This is a genomic window from Tunturiibacter lichenicola (assembly GCF_051013355.1).
GTDB classification, from domain to species: Bacteria; Acidobacteriota; Terriglobia; order Terriglobales; family Acidobacteriaceae; genus Edaphobacter; species Edaphobacter lichenicola_F.
This window is the reverse complement of the sequence record NZ_CP132944.1, coordinates 4,408,956-4,425,191: the sequence shown is the minus strand read 5'-3', so window position 1 is coordinate 4,425,191 and position 16,236 is coordinate 4,408,956. Positions and strand designations below refer to the sequence as shown.

16 protein-coding genes are annotated in these 16,236 nt (G+C 58.2%); 9 read left to right on the top strand and 7 right to left on the bottom strand.

The window, feature by feature from the left end; translation table 11 throughout:
* The first annotated feature begins 24 nt into the window (after window positions 1–24).
* The 6 genes from RBB82_RS18475 (at window position 25) to RBB82_RS18450 (ending at window position 7,671) form a co-directional block, all read left to right on the top strand.
* On the top strand, window positions 25–1,686 hold the full coding sequence (locus RBB82_RS18475; protein ID WP_433972214.1) for a hypothetical protein: 1,662 nt from the start codon (window positions 25–27) through the stop codon (window positions 1,684–1,686).
* A 74-nt stretch (window positions 1,687–1,760) separates the two neighbouring features.
* Entirely contained in the window at window positions 1,761–2,552 is a 792-nt protein-coding gene (locus tag RBB82_RS18470) for a 3-keto-disaccharide hydrolase (protein WP_433972213.1), read from the top strand.
* Window positions 2,553–2,609: 57 nt separating this feature from the next.
* Entirely contained in the window at window positions 2,610–3,071 is a 462-nt protein-coding gene (locus RBB82_RS18465; protein ID WP_433972212.1) for an ion channel, read from the top strand.
* Window positions 3,072–3,149: 78 nt separating this feature from the next.
* On the top strand, window positions 3,150–4,670 hold the full coding sequence (gltX, locus tag RBB82_RS18460) for a glutamate--tRNA ligase (RefSeq protein ID WP_433972211.1): 1,521 nt from the start codon (window positions 3,150–3,152) through the stop codon (window positions 4,668–4,670).
* A 265-nt stretch (window positions 4,671–4,935) separates the two neighbouring features.
* Window positions 4,936–5,424 (top strand): SgcJ/EcaC family oxidoreductase, encoded by a 489-nt coding sequence (locus RBB82_RS18455; protein ID WP_433972210.1) that lies wholly within the window; start codon window positions 4,936–4,938, stop codon window positions 5,422–5,424.
* A 111-nt stretch (window positions 5,425–5,535) separates the two neighbouring features.
* On the top strand, window positions 5,536–7,671 hold the full coding sequence (locus tag RBB82_RS18450; protein ID WP_433972209.1) for a phosphocholine-specific phospholipase C: 2,136 nt from the start codon (window positions 5,536–5,538) through the stop codon (window positions 7,669–7,671).
* A 172-nt stretch (window positions 7,672–7,843) separates the two neighbouring features.
* Here the strand turns inward: RBB82_RS18450 and RBB82_RS18445 are convergent, their stop codons facing one another.
* Window positions 7,844–8,296, bottom strand: a complete 453-nt coding sequence (locus RBB82_RS18445; protein ID WP_433972208.1) for a DUF1569 domain-containing protein — start codon at window positions 8,294–8,296, stop codon at window positions 7,844–7,846.
* A 355-nt stretch (window positions 8,297–8,651) separates the two neighbouring features.
* On the opposite strand from RBB82_RS18445, the gene RBB82_RS18440 reads away from it, so the two are divergent.
* A complete protein-coding gene (locus RBB82_RS18440; RefSeq protein WP_433972207.1) occupies window positions 8,652–9,047 on the top strand; it encodes a DUF4440 domain-containing protein in 396 nt (131 codons plus the stop codon).
* A 22-nt stretch (window positions 9,048–9,069) separates the two neighbouring features.
* Here the strand turns inward: RBB82_RS18440 and RBB82_RS18435 are convergent, their stop codons facing one another.
* From RBB82_RS18435 to RBB82_RS18420, 4 genes are all read right to left on the bottom strand, one after another.
* The gene (locus RBB82_RS18435) at window positions 9,070–9,237 is read right to left on the bottom strand and encodes a hypothetical protein (RefSeq protein WP_433972206.1); all 168 of its coding nucleotides are present in this window, start codon (window positions 9,235–9,237) and stop codon (window positions 9,070–9,072) included.
* An 11-nt stretch (window positions 9,238–9,248) separates the two neighbouring features.
* On the bottom strand, window positions 9,249–10,430 hold the full coding sequence (gene alaC / locus RBB82_RS18430; protein ID WP_433972205.1) for an alanine transaminase: 1,182 nt from the start codon (window positions 10,428–10,430) through the stop codon (window positions 9,249–9,251).
* Between the two features lie 107 nt (window positions 10,431–10,537).
* A complete protein-coding gene (locus RBB82_RS18425) occupies window positions 10,538–11,026 on the bottom strand; it encodes a protein-disulfide reductase DsbD domain-containing protein (RefSeq protein ID WP_433972204.1) in 489 nt (162 codons plus the stop codon).
* Entirely contained in the window at window positions 11,026–11,715 is a 690-nt protein-coding gene (locus tag RBB82_RS18420; protein WP_433972203.1) for a redoxin domain-containing protein, read from the bottom strand. Before RBB82_RS18420 ends, RBB82_RS18425 begins: the two co-directional genes overlap by 1 nt.
* 165 nt (window positions 11,716–11,880) lie before the next feature.
* On the opposite strand from RBB82_RS18420, the gene RBB82_RS18415 reads away from it, so the two are divergent.
* The gene (locus RBB82_RS18415) at window positions 11,881–12,876 is read left to right on the top strand and encodes a KpsF/GutQ family sugar-phosphate isomerase (RefSeq protein ID WP_433972202.1); all 996 of its coding nucleotides are present in this window, start codon (window positions 11,881–11,883) and stop codon (window positions 12,874–12,876) included.
* A 153-nt stretch (window positions 12,877–13,029) separates the two neighbouring features.
* Here RBB82_RS18415 and RBB82_RS18410 read toward each other — a convergent pair whose 3' ends face one another.
* Window positions 13,030–13,314, bottom strand: coding sequence for a hypothetical protein (locus RBB82_RS18410; protein WP_433972201.1), 285 nt, complete (start codon window positions 13,312–13,314; stop codon window positions 13,030–13,032).
* Between the two features lie 69 nt (window positions 13,315–13,383).
* Entirely contained in the window at window positions 13,384–14,142 is a 759-nt protein-coding gene (locus RBB82_RS18405; protein WP_433972200.1) for a Crp/Fnr family transcriptional regulator, read from the bottom strand.
* A gap of 276 nt (window positions 14,143–14,418) precedes the next feature.
* Between RBB82_RS18405 and RBB82_RS18400 the strand changes: the two genes are divergently transcribed.
* Entirely contained in the window at window positions 14,419–16,218 is a 1,800-nt protein-coding gene (locus RBB82_RS18400) for a proline--tRNA ligase (RefSeq protein WP_433972199.1), read from the top strand.
* Window positions 16,219–16,236: the final 18 nt, after the last annotated feature.

Below are 16,236 nucleotides of genomic sequence, written 5' to 3'. Positions count from 1 at the left end.
GCGAAGCTTACTCCGGGACACTTCATGCGCTGCCTGATCGTTCTAGCTGTTCTTTCGCTGTCGTCCGTCGCTCTATGCCAAACCGCATCCCAGAGCGCGCCTGCCCCTCGCACTCCCGCCTCCGACGGCAAGGTCCACTGCCCCGCTCAAGTTCCGCCCGCGCCCGACGAAGCATTGATCGCCTTCGCATCAGGCAACACCGAACATGCCGAAGCTCTCTACGCCGCTCAGGTTGCATCGGCGCCATCTGCCGGCGCATACGTTGGCCTTATCCGCGCTCAACTCGCAGACAACAAGCTCTCGGCTGCGCGCGCCACAGTGAAAAATGCTCTCGCGGCCATGCCCACCTCTGCCGACGTGCAAGCAGCCATGGGAGATTTTCTCCTCCGTTCCGGACAGATCCCCGAGGCTGCTACCGGCTACTCTCGCGCAATCGCGCTTGACGTATGTTCAGCACGCGGTCACCTCGGCATGGGACGCGTTGACAGCCTTCTCTCGCACCATACCACCTCTCAACATGAGTTCGATATTGCGCACAAGCTCGCGCCGCACGATCCCGACATCATCGACGCCTATCTCACGTCGCTTCCCGAGGCTGACCGCGCCGCGCCTCTCGAAAGTTTTCTCTCCAGCAAGCCGCTGTTGCCTCCTGATCGCCTCAGTGAACTCACTCGCCAACTAGCGATCCTTCAAGGTCACAAGTTCTGCACGGAAGTGGAGCCGATCCAGACCGCCAAACTGGTTCTGTTGCCCATCATGGAGAACGGAACCCTTATTCGCTCCTGGGGCTTCATGACGCAACTCAATCATGACGTCGAACTGCTCGAGCTTGACTCCAGTGTTTCAGGCATCCTGATCGACGAAAAACATGCAGCCAAAGCCGGAGTTCAACCGCTCATCGCCGGCGCGAACAAGGTGCCCTACGACGGTGTCGCCGATGAAATCAAGATCGGCGCCGTCAAATACAGAGACTGTCCCGTCCGCGTAGTAGCCTCGAGCACACTTGCTGAAGCAAACGGTCTCATCGGCCTCAGCTTCTTCCGCGAACACCTCATACACATCGACTACCCGGACCAGTCCGTAACACTCAGTCCGCTCCCCGCACTTCCTCTCGCCGCCGCGCCAGCAAACGAGCGGTCGATCATCACTCCCACTGAGAAGGACTGGTCGCAGGTCTATATCGCTGGCAGCAACATCCTCATCCCCGCCCTCATCAACAAACAGGGACCTTACCTCTTCGTCATGGATACAGGCGCCGTCCGCACCTTCCTCGCTCCTGATGTAGCTAACGCCACCCTCGGCAAGACCACCGACGGCAGCGTAGCGCTCCGTGGTATCTCAGGCCCGGTAGTCAAAGTTATTCCTAAGGAGGGCGGTGGTGATCAGAACCGTACCGACATCTACTCAAGCGACGGAAGCCTCGTCAAGGTTTACCGCCCGTTCAAGTTCCCAACCTTACGCTTCGCAGGTACAGAGTTCGCCGCCTCCGGAGCTATATCATTCGATCTCACCCCGAAGAGCCACGCCACTGGCATCGAGGTATCCGGGCTGCTTGGCTTCGACGTCCTCAGAAGCTTCATAACCGACATCAACTACCGCGATGGCCTGGCCCGAATCCTCTTCGATCAGAATCGGCGCTATCTCGTTCAACAAGCCGACAAGACATACCTTGGAAACTATTACTAAGCCCTCGGAAACTATTACTAAGCCATAGATAGATTGCCGAAGATTGAATGGGTATATCCTTCTCTCAGGAAATCATGCGCACCCAACCCTCGCAGCTCCTCGCCCTCGCATCCCTGATCGTCCTCACCGCATCCCTCTCCGCACAACAGCCAGCCGCGCCAAAACATCAGGACACCGAAGTCTACGAGCCGGTTCCCCCGATCGTAACGCCGGGCGCCACCGACGCCGCCCCACCCTCCGACGCAATCGTCCTCTTCGACGGCAAAAATATCGACCAGTGGGTCTCCACCAAGGACAAATCACCAGCCAAATGGACTGTCGGAGACGGCATCCTCACCGTCAGCAAGACCCCAGGCGTCGGAAACATCGAAACCAAACAAGCTTTTAAAAACTATCAACTCCACATCGAGTGGAGAATCCCCGAGAACATCACAGGCACCGATCAGGCACGCGGCAACAGCGGCGTCTTTCTCGCCTCCACCGGTCCCGGCGATGATGGATACGAGCTCCAGGTCCTCGACTCATACAACAACAAGACCTACGTCAACGGCCAGGCCGCCAGCATCTACAAGCAAGGCATCCCACTCGCAAACCCCGCGCGCAAACCCGGCGACTGGCAGACCTACAACGTCATCTGGACAGCGCCAACCTTCAACACCGACGGCACCCTCAAGACTCCCGCCTACGCCACAGTCTTTTTCAACGGAGTCCTGGTCCAAAATCACTTCGAGCTAAAAGGGCAGACGCTCTATGTCGGCCAACCCTTCTACAAACCGTACGACACGGCCCCCATCAAGCTTCAGGCCCACGGAGACAAGAGCGAACCCATCAGCTTCCGCAACATCTGGGTCCGCGAACTAAAATAGCGCAAAGGCCTTCACCCGACACACCATGTCGCTGCAAAAGAATGCACTGGCAGAAAAATGATGCAGATACATCGAGTCGCAGTCTTAATCCCTCTGGCGGTCAGCGCACCGGCCGTTCTCGCTACAATCCTGATCCACTCGATGGCTCTAACCGCTACGGTAGATTTCTTTCGCCGTGAACGAAGACTGGGCCGTACGGGCGTCGCTCTCTCCATCGACATTCTTATCGCTTCGCTCGCAATATCATTTGCGTTTCTCGCGCACCTGCTTGAGATCGCATTGTGGGCCTGGTTATTTTTGATCTGCAAAGAATTTCAAGACTTTGGATCCGCCTTCTATCATTCAGCCGTCAACTACACGACCCTGGGGTACGGCGACGTCGTCATGAGCCCGGCGTGGAAGCTGCTCGGCCCCCTCGAAGGCGCAACTGGCGCGCTTATGTTCGGTGTCTCAACCGCGCTGATCTTTGCCGTCACGCAACGGCTGATTGTTGCAAGGTTCGTGGATCTCAAAGAGTGATGCGCCTCTCGCATCACCTCACTCGAGCTGACGATCATAAAACCGCCACCCTTCTGCTAGCATTAACTCTTGGCCTTTATGACGAATAGCACTAGCACCACCGAAGCCCCTATCCGCGTCCGCATCGCTCCCTCCCCCACCGGCGACCCACATGTAGGCACCGCCTACATCGGCCTCATCAACTACCTCTACGCCCGCCAGCGCAACGGCAAGTTCGTCCTCCGCATCGAGGACACCGACCGCGCCCGCTTCGTCGCCACCTCCGAGCAGGAGATCTTCAACTCCCTCCGCTGGCTCGGCCTCACCTGGGACGAAGGCCCAGACGTCGGTGGCCCCTACGGCCCCTATCGCCAGTCAGAACGCACGGAAATCTACCGCGAGCACGTAGAAATTCTCCTCGCCAACGGCACCGCGTACCGCTCCTTCGAAACACCGGAAGAGCTCGAGGACCTGCGCAAACGCCAGATCGCCGCCAAGCTCCCCCCACGCTACGATGGAGCTCACCGCGAACTCTCCCAATCACAAATCGACGCCTACCTCGCCGAAGGCCGCCCCTACACCGTCCGCCTCAAAGTCCCCGCCGGCGATCCCGCCTTCACCGAGTTCCGAGACGAACTCCGCGGCGTCATCCGCTTCGAGCACTCCAACGTCGACGACCAGGTCCTCATGAAGTCCGACGGCTTCCCCACCTATCACCTCGCCAACGTCGTCGACGACCACCTCATGCACATCACCGACGTCATCCGCGCCGAAGAGTGGATCTCCTCGACCCCCAAACACGTCCTCCTCTACAAAGCCTTCGGCTGGCAGATCCCGCGCTTCTGGCACATGCCCCTCCTGCGCAATCTGGACAAATCCAAAATCTCCAAGCGCAAAAATCCCGTCTCCCTCATCTACTACCGCCAGGCCGGCTTCCTCCCCGAAGCCATGATTAACTTCCTCGGCCTCATGGGCGGCGGCATGCCCGCACCCACCACCGAATCCACACCCACGCAAACCGCCGCCAAACAAAGCGAGACCGACATCTTCACCCTCCCCGACATGGTCGCCCGCTTCGACGTCAAAAACATTCGCCTCGGTGGCCCCGTCTTTGACCTAACAAAACTCAAGTGGCTCAACGGCGAATACATCCGCGCCCTCACACCCGAGTCCTTTTACAAAGCCCTACGCGAAACCATTCTCAGCGACGCGTACCTGCAACAAATAGCCCCACTCGTCCAAACCCGCATCGAAACCCTCGGCGAGTTCGGCAACCTCACCCACTTCCTCTTCGCCGACGACATCATGCCACCCGCCGAAGTCTTCGTCCCCAAAAAACGCACTCTCGAGGAAACCCTGGCCTTCGCCGCCGAGCAGCTCACCGTCCTCGAAGCCACCGACTGGACCCACGAAGCCCTCGAGCCCGCCCTGAAAAAACTAGGCGAAGAAAAGCAGTGGTCCGTCAAAGAAAACTTCATGCTCCTCCGCGCGATCCTAACCGGCAGCACCATGTCCCCGCCGCTCCTCGAAAGCATGGTAGTCTTCGGCAAATCCCGCACCCTCGACCGAGTCCGCCGCTTCCTCGAAACCCAAAAGAAGCTAGCCAGCCAAAAGAAGTAGTAGCGACCACAAACTTCGAACAAAGCCTCAAGCACTCCGCAACTGCGCTAGCTGTTGCCTGTCCTTTTGTTGTCATCGCTGCCTGCCGTTCTGTTGTCATTCCGTACCCTGAGCGAGCAGAATCTCTTCCTTCGCTTACGACCCCAATAACCCGTCGCCATCCTGAGCGAAGCGAAGGATCCCTGCATTCGCCTTTATCGTTTGTCCTGTGATAGATTCCACCGCACCGATCAAGAAGCAAAATCCAAGCAGTGAGGATTAGTTCGTGAGAACAGCAGAGGCCTCTCTAGCCATTTCGATCGCTCTGATGGGGCTTCTTACCGGGAAGACTGGCACCCTCAACGCGCAGACACCTTCCGCCCAAGTCAGTACAGTCTCAGATACCGCCGCCATCGAAAAGATCGTCCACGGCAATCCATCCGACCACTTCGCAGAGGATGGCAGCTTCACCAACATCTTCGGCACCGTCCGCTACGGACGCGACGAGTTCGTCAAGCGGCACATCGAGATAGCCCAATCCATCTTCAAAGGCACTTCGGTTAAAACTTCGATCGCGAAGCTGCGCTTTGTGCGGCCCGACGTCGCCATCGTCGACATCAGCGGCGAAATGACCGGTTTCGCCAAAGTGCCACCCGGTCTTCCAGTCGGCAGCGATGGAATTCTCAGATTCAAGCTTCTAGAGGTATTGGTGAAGGACAAGGGTGAATGGCAGATCACCGAATACCACAACACCGCTGTTACCCCCGAACTCTAGGACATCCATTCACCCCTCTACAGATTGTCACTCAGCCGTCACACCCCCGAAACAATACAGGCATACGCTCACCCGCAGCTTGAAAATTCCAGCTAAAGTGAGGTTCTCCCCATGGCTCTAGACCGACGCAGTTTCCTGCAGCTTTTAAGCACCGGCGCTCTCGGCGCGTCCTTCCCCGCCAGCATTGCACGCGCGCTCAGCATCCCCGCTAACAACCGCACCGGCTCCATCGAAGACGTCGAACACATCGTCTTCATGATGCAGGAAAATCGCTCCTTCGATCACTACTTCGGCACTCTCCGCGGCGTCCGCGGCTTCGGCGATCCCCGCGCCGTCACCCTCCCCTCCGGCAACTCCGTCTTTCATCAGCCCAACGGCGGCAACAACTACGTCCTGCCCTTCCATCCCGGAGCGCCCAACCTCGGCCTCCAGTTCCTCCAGGACCTCGCCCACGATTGGACCACCACACACGCTGCCTGGAACGAGGGCAACAACGACCAGTGGGTGCCGCAGAAAGGCACCACCACCATGGCGCACCTCAACCGCAGCGATATCCCCTACCACTACGCCCTCGCAGACGCCTTCACCGTATGCGACGCCTACCACTGCTCCCTCCTCGGGCCAACCGACCCGAACCGCTACCACATGTGGACCGGCTGGGTCGGCAACGACGGCAAAAACGGCGGCCCCGTCATCGACAACGCCGAAGCCGGCTACGACTGGTCCACTTACCCTGAGCTCCTTCAAAAAGCAGGCGTCTCCTGGAAGATCTATCAGGACATCGGCGAGGGCCTCGACGCAAGCGACTTCTGGGGATGGACCGGCGACAACCCCTACATCGGCAACTACGGCGACAACTCGCTCCTCTACTTCCACCAATACCAGAACGCGCCCCAGGGCTCTCCGCTCGCCGAAAAAGCGCGCACCGGCACCAACATCCTCAAGACCGGCACACTCTTCGACATCTTCAAGCAGGACGTAAGCTCCGGCAAGCTCCCCCAGGTCTCCTGGGTCGTCGCCCCCGAAGCCTACACCGAGCATCCCAACTGGCCCGCCAACTACGGCGCCTGGTACGTCTCGCAGATCCTCGACATCCTCACCGCCGACCCCGCAGTCTGGAGCAAGACCGCCTTCATCCTCATGTACGACGAGAACGACGGCTTCTTCGACCACATGGTCCCACCCACTCCCCCGCAAACCCGCGCACAAGGCATCTCCACCGTCGACATCACCAACGAGATCTTCCCCGGCAGCTCCGAGTATCCCGCCGGCCCCTACGGCCTCGGCCTCCGCGTTCCCATGGTCGTCATCTCGCCCTGGAGCAAAGGCGGCTACGTCAACTCCGAAGTCTTCGATCACACCTCGCTCATCAAGTTCGTCGAGCAACGCTTTGGCCGCCAATACCCCGGCATCAAGGAGCAGAACATCACCAAGTGGCGCCGCGCAGTCACAGGCGACCTCACCTCCGCCTTCAACTTCAGAAATCCAAATGACGCCAAAGTGCCTCTACCCAGCACCGCCGCGTATCTCCCACCCGACAACCAGCGCCACCCTGACTATGTCCCCACACCACCCACCGACCAGGCCCTGCCCACGCAGGAACCCGGCACGCGCCCCGCTCGCGCCCTGCCATACGAGCTCCACGTTCACGGCCACGCCGAGCTCAACAACCAGACCATCAAGCTCGACTTCGGCAACACCGGCAAAGCCACCGCGGTCTATCACGTGCGCTCAGGCAACACGAAGACGGGCCCTTGGTCCTACACCGTAGCGCCACACAACGACATCTCCGACTCGTGGACACTCTCCGCGAATCCCGGCGGCGAATACGATCTCTCCGTCCACGGACCCAACGGCTTCCTGCGCTCCTTCAAAGGCAGCACCGCCAGTAAAGAAGCAGCCAATCTCCACGTAACCAGCCGCTACAGAGAGGATCGTTGCGGCATCACCCTCGACATCGTCAACCGAGGCTCAACCACGCAAGTGAGCATCCTCGACGTCTACACCAAAGAAAAAACAACCCACAACCTGAGGGCCGGTGAAACGCTCACCAAGACATGGTCTCTGGAGAAGTCGCACAACTGGTATGACTTCGTAGTAGAGGTCAACTCCGACTCCACCTTCCAGCGCCAAATCGCAGGCCACGTCGAAACCGGCGAAGACAGCACCACCGATCCCGCAATTGCCTCCACCACCGCAACCTCTCAGGCTGCCTCTGAGACCACCCCCACCCCAGTCCTCGCCTAAGCAACAACAGACAGGACGGCATAAATCACCGTCGATGCACAATAGAAAGAAGCCCCGGACAAACCGGGGCTTCTTTCGTGTCTGTTTCGTCGTCATCCTGATCCTGAGCGAGTCGAAGGGGAAGGATCCCTGTATTTTTTCGCCGCGTCACTACACCTACAGGAGAACTTCGCTAGACCCCAAACTGCCGCAGATGATGATCCAGATGCTTATACATCCACGCCGACCACTCATCCGGCGTAAGCCGTCCAAAGAAGCTATGCGGATGCGAAGTACATCCCGCAGGCCCAGCCGCAACAAACCGATCAATCAGCCCGCACAACCGCGCTCGCTCCTCACCAAGCTCCCGATCATCGCTAACCGTAAGACCCTGCACTGTAGGCGAATTCCTACGCATCGGCTCGCCATCCGCAAACGCCTTCGGCTTGATCATTGGCCCGAGGATCCGTCCAATCAACAACCGTGGCGGAAGCCGATCCCCTAACGCCAGCTCCATGCCCCTCGAGCAGTGCTCTACCGCCTGCGCCGCATTCATCTTGCCCCACTGCCGCGCGCTCTCCGGCCTCAGCCGCGCCATCCTCTCCTTTACCTCATCCACTGTCTCCGCTTCAAAAAGATTCTTCATGCTCCAATCTACCTTTCAACGAAATGGGTCTTCATCGGTGCTTAAGACATGGCCCGGAGGAATCGAAACGTCCAGCAGCCGAAGGTGCACCGGGCATTGGCACGGTGATGATACCAACGGTTCAAACCCTGACACTCTCCAATCACTAGGGCTCAGCAACTGCATGAAACATGTCGGTCGCGGCAGCAGTAAAAATATATTCCATTATAAGAATATATGTCAATTGACTCACGACAGTGCCGTAGTTGATGAAGAGCCGCTTTCGCTTTTTGTTGTCATTCCCGAAGGGAAACTGCGTTTGCAGTCTCTGCACCATGAGGGAGATTGCGCTTGTCCTCGCTAATATCAAAAGCACATGCGAATCGAAGACCATCTCCGATCCCTCGAAGAACAGCTTCTCGACCCAGCAGTTCGCCACAACTCCGAGCTGGCAGCCTCCCTCCTCGCAGACGACTTCATCGAATTCGGCAGCTCCGGCCGCGTCTTCAACAAAGCTTCCATCCTCGAAGACCTCAAGAACGAGCCGCCCCGTCCAGCCTCCCTGCTCAGCGACTTCTCCATACGAGAGATCGCCCCCAACGCCGTCCTCGCAACCTACAAAGCCACACGCCGAAACGCAAACGGCGAACCAATAGGCCAATCCTGGCGCAGCTCCCTTTGGACAAACATCGACGGACGCTGGCAGGTCACCTTCCATCAAGGCACCCCGATCCCCACCCCACCAGGCGAAGCTCCCTCGACCCAAAAATAAATCTTAAAAAGTTGGCGTATTTTTACGCTCGCAAAAACGAGTCGCTAATCTCCACGTTTTGACCACAATCCACCACGATATTCACCACAAAAAACCATCCCATTGCACCACGTTTTCCCAAAACACCCCTCAAAAACACCAGCAAAACAGCAAAAAGCCCTGGCTCGCACCAGGGCAATTTTTTCTGCAAAATGATCTCTCTCAGCCAGCCTTAAACATCTGCTTAATTCCCCGCAGAGCCTGCCGCGTCCGCTCCTCATTTTCAATCAAAGAAAACCGCACATGCCCATCCCCATGCTCGCCAAAACCCACGCCAGGACTGACCGCAACCTTCGCCTCCAGCAGCAGCCGCTTCGAAAACTCCACCGACCCCAGCGCCCGATACTGCTCCGGAATCTTCGCCCAGGCAAACATCGTCGCCTTCGGCAGATCCACCGGCCAGCCAAGCTTATTCAGCCCCGGCACCAGCACATCGCGCCGATCCTTATAAATATCGCGAATCTCCGCAACACACTCCTGCGGCCCATCCAGCGCACAGATCGCAGCCACCTGAATTGGCGTAAAAGTCCCATAGTCGAAGTAGCTCTTGATGCGCCCCAAAGCCGCAACCAGCTTGCGATTTCCCACCATGAAGCCCACACGCCATCCCGGCATGTTGTAACTTTTCGAGAGCGTAAAGAACTCCACCGCAATATCCTTCGCCCCCGGCACCTCCAAAATACTAGGCGCCCGATACCCATCAAACACAATGTCAGCGTAAGCAAGATCGTGAATGATGTAGATCCCCAACTCCTTGCAGAGCGCCACAATCCGCTCAAAGAAAGGAAGCTCCACACACTGCGCCGTAGGATTCGAAGGAAAGTTCAAGATCAGCAACTTCGGCCGCGGCTGCATACGTGGCAGATCATGCTCCAACCGCTCCAGCAACGCCTCTGCAGTCCCATCCTGCACAGGAATACTCTGCACCTTCGACCCAGCAATAACCGGCCCGAAGATATGAATCGGATAACTAGGGTTCGGCACAGCAACCGTATCTTCATCATCAAGCACAGCCAGACAAAGATGCGCGATCCCCTCCTTCGAGCCGATCGTCACAATCGCCTCCGTCTCAGGGTCGAGATCGACATCGTAGCGACGCTTATACCAGCTGCAGATCGCCTTACGCAGACGAGGCACGCCACGCGATAACGAGTATCGATGCGTCGCCGTCCGCTGCGCCGCCTCAATCAGTTTGTCGACGATGTGCTTCGGCGTTGCACCATCAGGATTCCCCATCCCGAAGTCGATGATGTCCTCACCACGCTTACGCGCCGCAGCTTTCAACTCACTGGTGATATTGAATACATACGCCGGCAGCCGTGTCAGCCTTCGAAATTCTTCCATTCCCGTCCGCCCGCTCCTGTTTTATCCATGATGCCACCAACTCATCACAAAATCAGCGGACGTATCGAAGCTACCAACAAAATTTGCGCCGATAACTCGCGCATCGACTACTTCGCCGTGAAGATCACCTGTACCGGCAGACTCTTCGGCGGATAGCACGCCGCATGATCACACGCCTGGTAACGCAACGTCCCATCCACAGTATGTGTACCCACTTCAGCCACCACAGGCAGCTTCACCGTGAAATCCCCCGAATAAACATCGAGCTTCTCCGTCGGATCAAAACTGAAGCTATACGACGTCCCAGCCGGATACTCGACTGCATCAGCCTTAACGCCTACCGCAGGTTGCAACTCAACCCGCGTCGGAATCAACAAATCAGACTTAGGAGTATGCGAGTTCACATGAAAGCCATCCACAACGCGGAAGTGTAGCTCCAACACACTCCGCTTCCCTGCCGACACGCTCTGCTGCTCCGCTGCATAAACCACATACGACTTCGGCTTCGCAGCCGGCGCATCCAGACTCCCAACCTGCTGGGCGAATCCAACCGTCGCGAAAGCAACCAATCCCGCAACTCCCAGGCTCAACCGCATCACTGCCCGCCTGCTGCTGACGTTGCTCCCGACGCAATCACCTTCTTGATGTGCGCTTCAATCTCATCCTTGCTGCCAAGCCCCGCCGTCTCTTCAACGACTACGCCGTTCTTATCGACGTAAAACGACATGGGCAGATAATCCATCCCATCAGGGCCGCCATACGCCTTCTGCACCTTCCCATCGGTCAACAGAATCGGATACGTCACGCCCGTCTTCTGCGCCACCTTCGCAATCGCGTCCTTGCCCGCATCAACATCATCCGCGAGCCCAAGGATCTCAAGCCCCTGCGCAGCATACTGCTTTTGAAACTCCTCAAACCACGGCATCTCCACCTTGCACGGCCCACACCACGTTGCCCAGAAGTTCACCAGCACAGGGCGTCCCTTGAAGTCGCTCAGCGATACCTTCTTCCCATCGAGCGTCACTAGCGTAAAAGCGGGAGCAACCTTGCCACGCATCTGCGTCGCTTCGGCCTCCGGCGACTGCGGATCCGGCTGCGTAGCACTCCCGGACATTGCTGCGCCGGACTTTTCCGGCACAAGAACCACATGGTTCTCCTGCGCCTCCCGCATAGCCAGCTTCCGCTCGCGGAGATTATGCCACCCCGCCCAGAGCAGCAGCGCTACTCCAACTATCATCACACTGAGAACCAATCCGCTCCGCTTCACGTCAAATCCTTCCGGCACGCACACCTGCCACACTTTAGCTTTTAGTTTAGACGCAAAGACCCGGCAAATGGTGCAACGACCGCATTCTTCACGAGTTGCATCACAATTCGGCCATCGCATACGCAGCGCTCCAGAAGATACAGCCACCCACACCTCTGCTAGCATCGACATGGTTCGGCCTCTATGTCCAGCAATTCCAACATCCCGTCACGTCCATCGGAGTTCGTCCGCATCGAGGCCACTGCCCTCAACGAACTCGCCGCCCGTCTCGACACAACGATGCTCGCCCCCTTTACTCAGGCCATCGACCACCTGCTCCAATCTGCCGCCGGCAACCGCCGCATCATCGTCACAGGCATCGGCAAAAGCGGCATCATCGCGCGCAAGATCGCAGCCACCCTCCGCTCCACGGGAACTCCAGCACACTTCCTTCACGCGGCCGAAGCGATTCACGGCGACCTCGGCATGCTCTCAACCGGCGACATCGTCCTCGTACTCTCCTACAGCGGAGAGACCGAAGAGCTCTTGCGCCTCCTCCCCACCCTCAAGCGCCTCGACGCCACCTTGATCGCCATCAGCGGCTGCAGCACCTCCACCCTCGCCCAGTCGAGCAGCATCTTCCTCGACGCCAGTGTCTCCACCGAAGCCTGCACCCTCAACCTCGCACCCACCGCCTCCACAACCGTCATGCTCGCTCTCGGCGACGCACTCGCCCTCGAAGTAAGCCGCCGTCGTGGCTGGAAGGCGGAAGACTTCGCCGACCTGCACCCCGGTGGCCGCATCGGCAAGCGCCTCGCACGCGTCCGCGAGCTCATGCACACCGCCGACGCGATACCGCAAGTCGCGCCGTCCACTCCCATGCCCCAGGTGATCTATGAGATGTCGCGAAAGAAACTCGGCATGACGACCGTCATCGCAGACAACCATCTCGTCGGCATGATCTCCGACGGCGATCTCCGCCGTCTCCTCGAACGCGATGGCTCCCACGCCCTCGAACACACCGCCGGCGACATCATGAACACACATCCGCTCACCATCGAAGGCAGCGCCTTCGCATCCTCGGCCCTTGCCCTCATGGAAGAAAAAAAAATCACATCCCTCATCGTCATAGCCCCCGACCGGCGCATTGAAGGTGTCGTCCATCTCCACGATCTATGGACCCTTCAACTCAACAACTGAAGTAGTGGAAGAAAATAACTCAAACGACATGGTAGGATGCCGGACTCACCACAAGCATCCTCTTCATCGCTTGCAAATCTAGCCGCCTCAGGTCCCTGTCTCTCTGACGCTGTGCCCTCCATAACATGGTGAGGCAGTATCCCTAATAACTCGCTAACCCGCGCGATCAGCCTCGAAGACTCCGCAAGACTGATAGCGTCGAATCGCATCTTTATAAGGTCGATCAACGCGCAACTCCGACAACACCAGCAGAAACTTTGTCTTCGGACAGCATAGCCGGCCCGTGTCTGCCATCGCCTCCGCGTAGTCCGTGGACAGCGAGTGACAGAGCACAACCATCTCTGGCATTTCAGATTGAACCGCAGTCAGGAGATCGTCTCCGATATAGGAGACAACAACAGCGCCGGTTCTCTTCGGAACTGCGGATCGAGCCGCCATACTTCAGTAATTATTGACAATGTCGAACCGCCAGCCGACAGTTCACAATGAAGAAAGAAGTTGTGTCGTCTAAACGACGTAACTCGGGGGATGCTTGAAATCGGTCTGCAAAACCCGTTCATAGGACAAGGAGACGATTCTGTAGCACTCGCAAGCTAATTTGGTCAGCGCTGCGCGGTCGAGGATATTAATTTTGCCGCGGCTGTAACCGATCATCCCACGCCGCTGCAAATCGCCAGCCGCAACAGTGACAGTAGACCGCTGCACCCCTAACATCTGCGCTAGAAACTCCTGTGTCAGGTTCAACGACTCCGACTCCATCCGGTCGGCCGAAGTCAGTAGCCAACGCGCCAGCCTAGCATCCACCTCATGCATCCGATTACACAGAACAGATTGCGATATCTGGACTAATTGCAGGTACGCAAACGCATGCACCATACGTTGAAATGCTCCACCCTTTATGAACTCGTCACGCACGATGGAGCTTCGAATACGCAGCCCTTCGCCAACGCCTTGAATCATCACCGAATGGGACATCTGCGGCTGGTCCAGCAAAGCTGGCAGGCCTGCGAATCCCTCGCGCCCGATCACCCCAACCTCGACCGATTCGCCCTTCTCCGTCAAAGCGTCTGTTGAGATCAGTCCGCTGTTCAGAAAGTACACATATTCGATTGGGACATTTGGTTCAGACAACTGCATGCCAAGCGGAAGATCGACACGAGTCAAAAACTTCACTAGGGCAGCGAACTCTTCGTCGGGCAACTGCCTCAGAATGAGATTGCGCGGGCGCACCGACAGCCCTACGCCGACTCCACTCCTTTTGTTCATCAATTGGGGCGTCCTTTGTGCGAGATAATCCTCTAGCCGCAAAGGCGTGTCGCCCACAAAGCGCTTGTCGGATCCATGCGATTAGCCCAACCATACGCTTATGGTTCAACATGGTCTGTCACCCACCCAACATATACAAACACGACACATCCTAAGATTTCACGCAGTCAACATCAAGCGCTTTTCTCGTGTGTAACGTCATCCGGTTTAGAATGAAATTTCATTCTTATATGTCCGCGCGCACCCGGCCGCGGGCCGGAAAGTGCTTCTTTACTTATGCATCGCTGGTCACAACTCTTCGTCCCCACCCTCCGCGAAGCACCCGCAGACGCCGAAGTCGCCAGCCACAAGCTCCTCCTCCGCGCCGGTTACATCCGTCAGCTGAGCGCCGGAATTTACAGCTATCTACCCCTCGGCAACCGATCCATCAACAAGATCGTCGCCATCGTGCGCGAAGAGATGGACCGCATCGGTCAGGAGTTCCTGCTCCCCACCCTCCATCCCCGCGAACTATGGGAGGAGTCCGGCCGCTGGACCGTCATGGGCGAAAACATGTTTCGCCTCAAGGATCGAAAAGGTGCTGACCTCTGCCTCGGCATGACCCACGAAGAGGTCATGACCTCCATCGCCCGCAGTGAACTTCGCAGCTACAAGCAGCTCCCCCAGATCTGGTACCAGATCCAGACCAAGTTCCGCGACGAGCCCCGCCCCAAAGCCGGCCTCCTCCGCGTCCGTCAGTTCATCATGAAGGACTCCTACTCCTTCGACATCGACGATGCCAGCCTCGACGCAAGCTACAACAAGCACTACAACGCCTACGTTCGCATCTTCAAGCGATGCGGTCTCGAGTTCGTCGCCGTCGAGGCCGACTCCGGCGCCATGGGCGGCTCCGGTTCGCAGGAGTTCATGGTCTATACCGAAGCCGGCGAAGACCTCATCGCCAGCTCCACCTCGGGCTACGCTGCCAACCTCGAAAAAGCAACCTCGCAACTCGCGGCAGTCGAAGCTCTCGCGCCCACCGGCGACGGTTCGCCCGAACTCGTCCACACTCCCGGCCAGCGCACCATCGACGAGGTCGGCACCTTCCTCGGTGTCGCTCCCGTCCACCAGATCAAGACCATGGCCTATATGGCTGAGCTGCCCCAAGCCGACCACGCCAAACTCGGCAAGCTTCGCCCAGTCGTCGTCTTCCTGCGCGGCGACCACTCGCTCAACGAAGCCAAGCTCCTTCTCATCGCCGGCGGAGAGCTACGCCCCATGACCCCCGAAGAGCTCGAAGCAACCTTCAAGGCCCCTGCCGGATACCTCGGCCCAATCGGCATCGAAGCCGCGCCACACCCCAAAAAGCCGGGCACCCTCGTCATCCTCGACAAAGCTCTCGAGGGCCGCAGCAACCTCATCGCCGGAGCCAACAAGGAGGAGTACCACCTCCGCAACGTGACTCCCGCCCGTGACTTCAAGCCCACCGTTATCGCCGACGTCCGCAACATCGTCGAAGGCGAACTCGACCCCATCGGCGGCCAGCCTCTGCGCCTCGGCAAGGCCGTCGAGATCGGCCACATCTTCAAACTCGGCAACAAGTACACGAAGTCCATGGGATCCTCCGTCCTCAACCGCGACGGCAAAGAGGTCACCCCCATCATGGGTTGCTACGGCATCGGCATTGAGCGCATTCTGACCGCAGCCATCGAGACATCTGCCTCAGCGAACCAGGGCACCAGCTATGCTCTTCCCCCTGCTATCGCTCCCTTCCAGGCCATCGTCACCATCACGAACATCGGCGACGAGGCCCTGCTCGCCGCTGGAGAAAAGATCGCCGCCGACCTCGAAGCAGCAGGCGTAGATGTCCTCCTCGACGACCGCGACGAGCGCGCCGGCGTCAAGTTCAAAGATGCGGACCTGGTCGGTATCCCCTATCGAATCAATATTGGTCGCGGAGTCGCAGAGGGCAAGGTAGAATTTCTCGATCGCCTACAGAGCGTCACAGAGGATGTCGCCCTCGGCGATGTAGTCGCAAAGGTATCCGAGCGGATAACCACGACCCTGCGCAACCCGCTCTCCGCAGCCGGCCTCTAACCGTCCAACGAAAGAGCA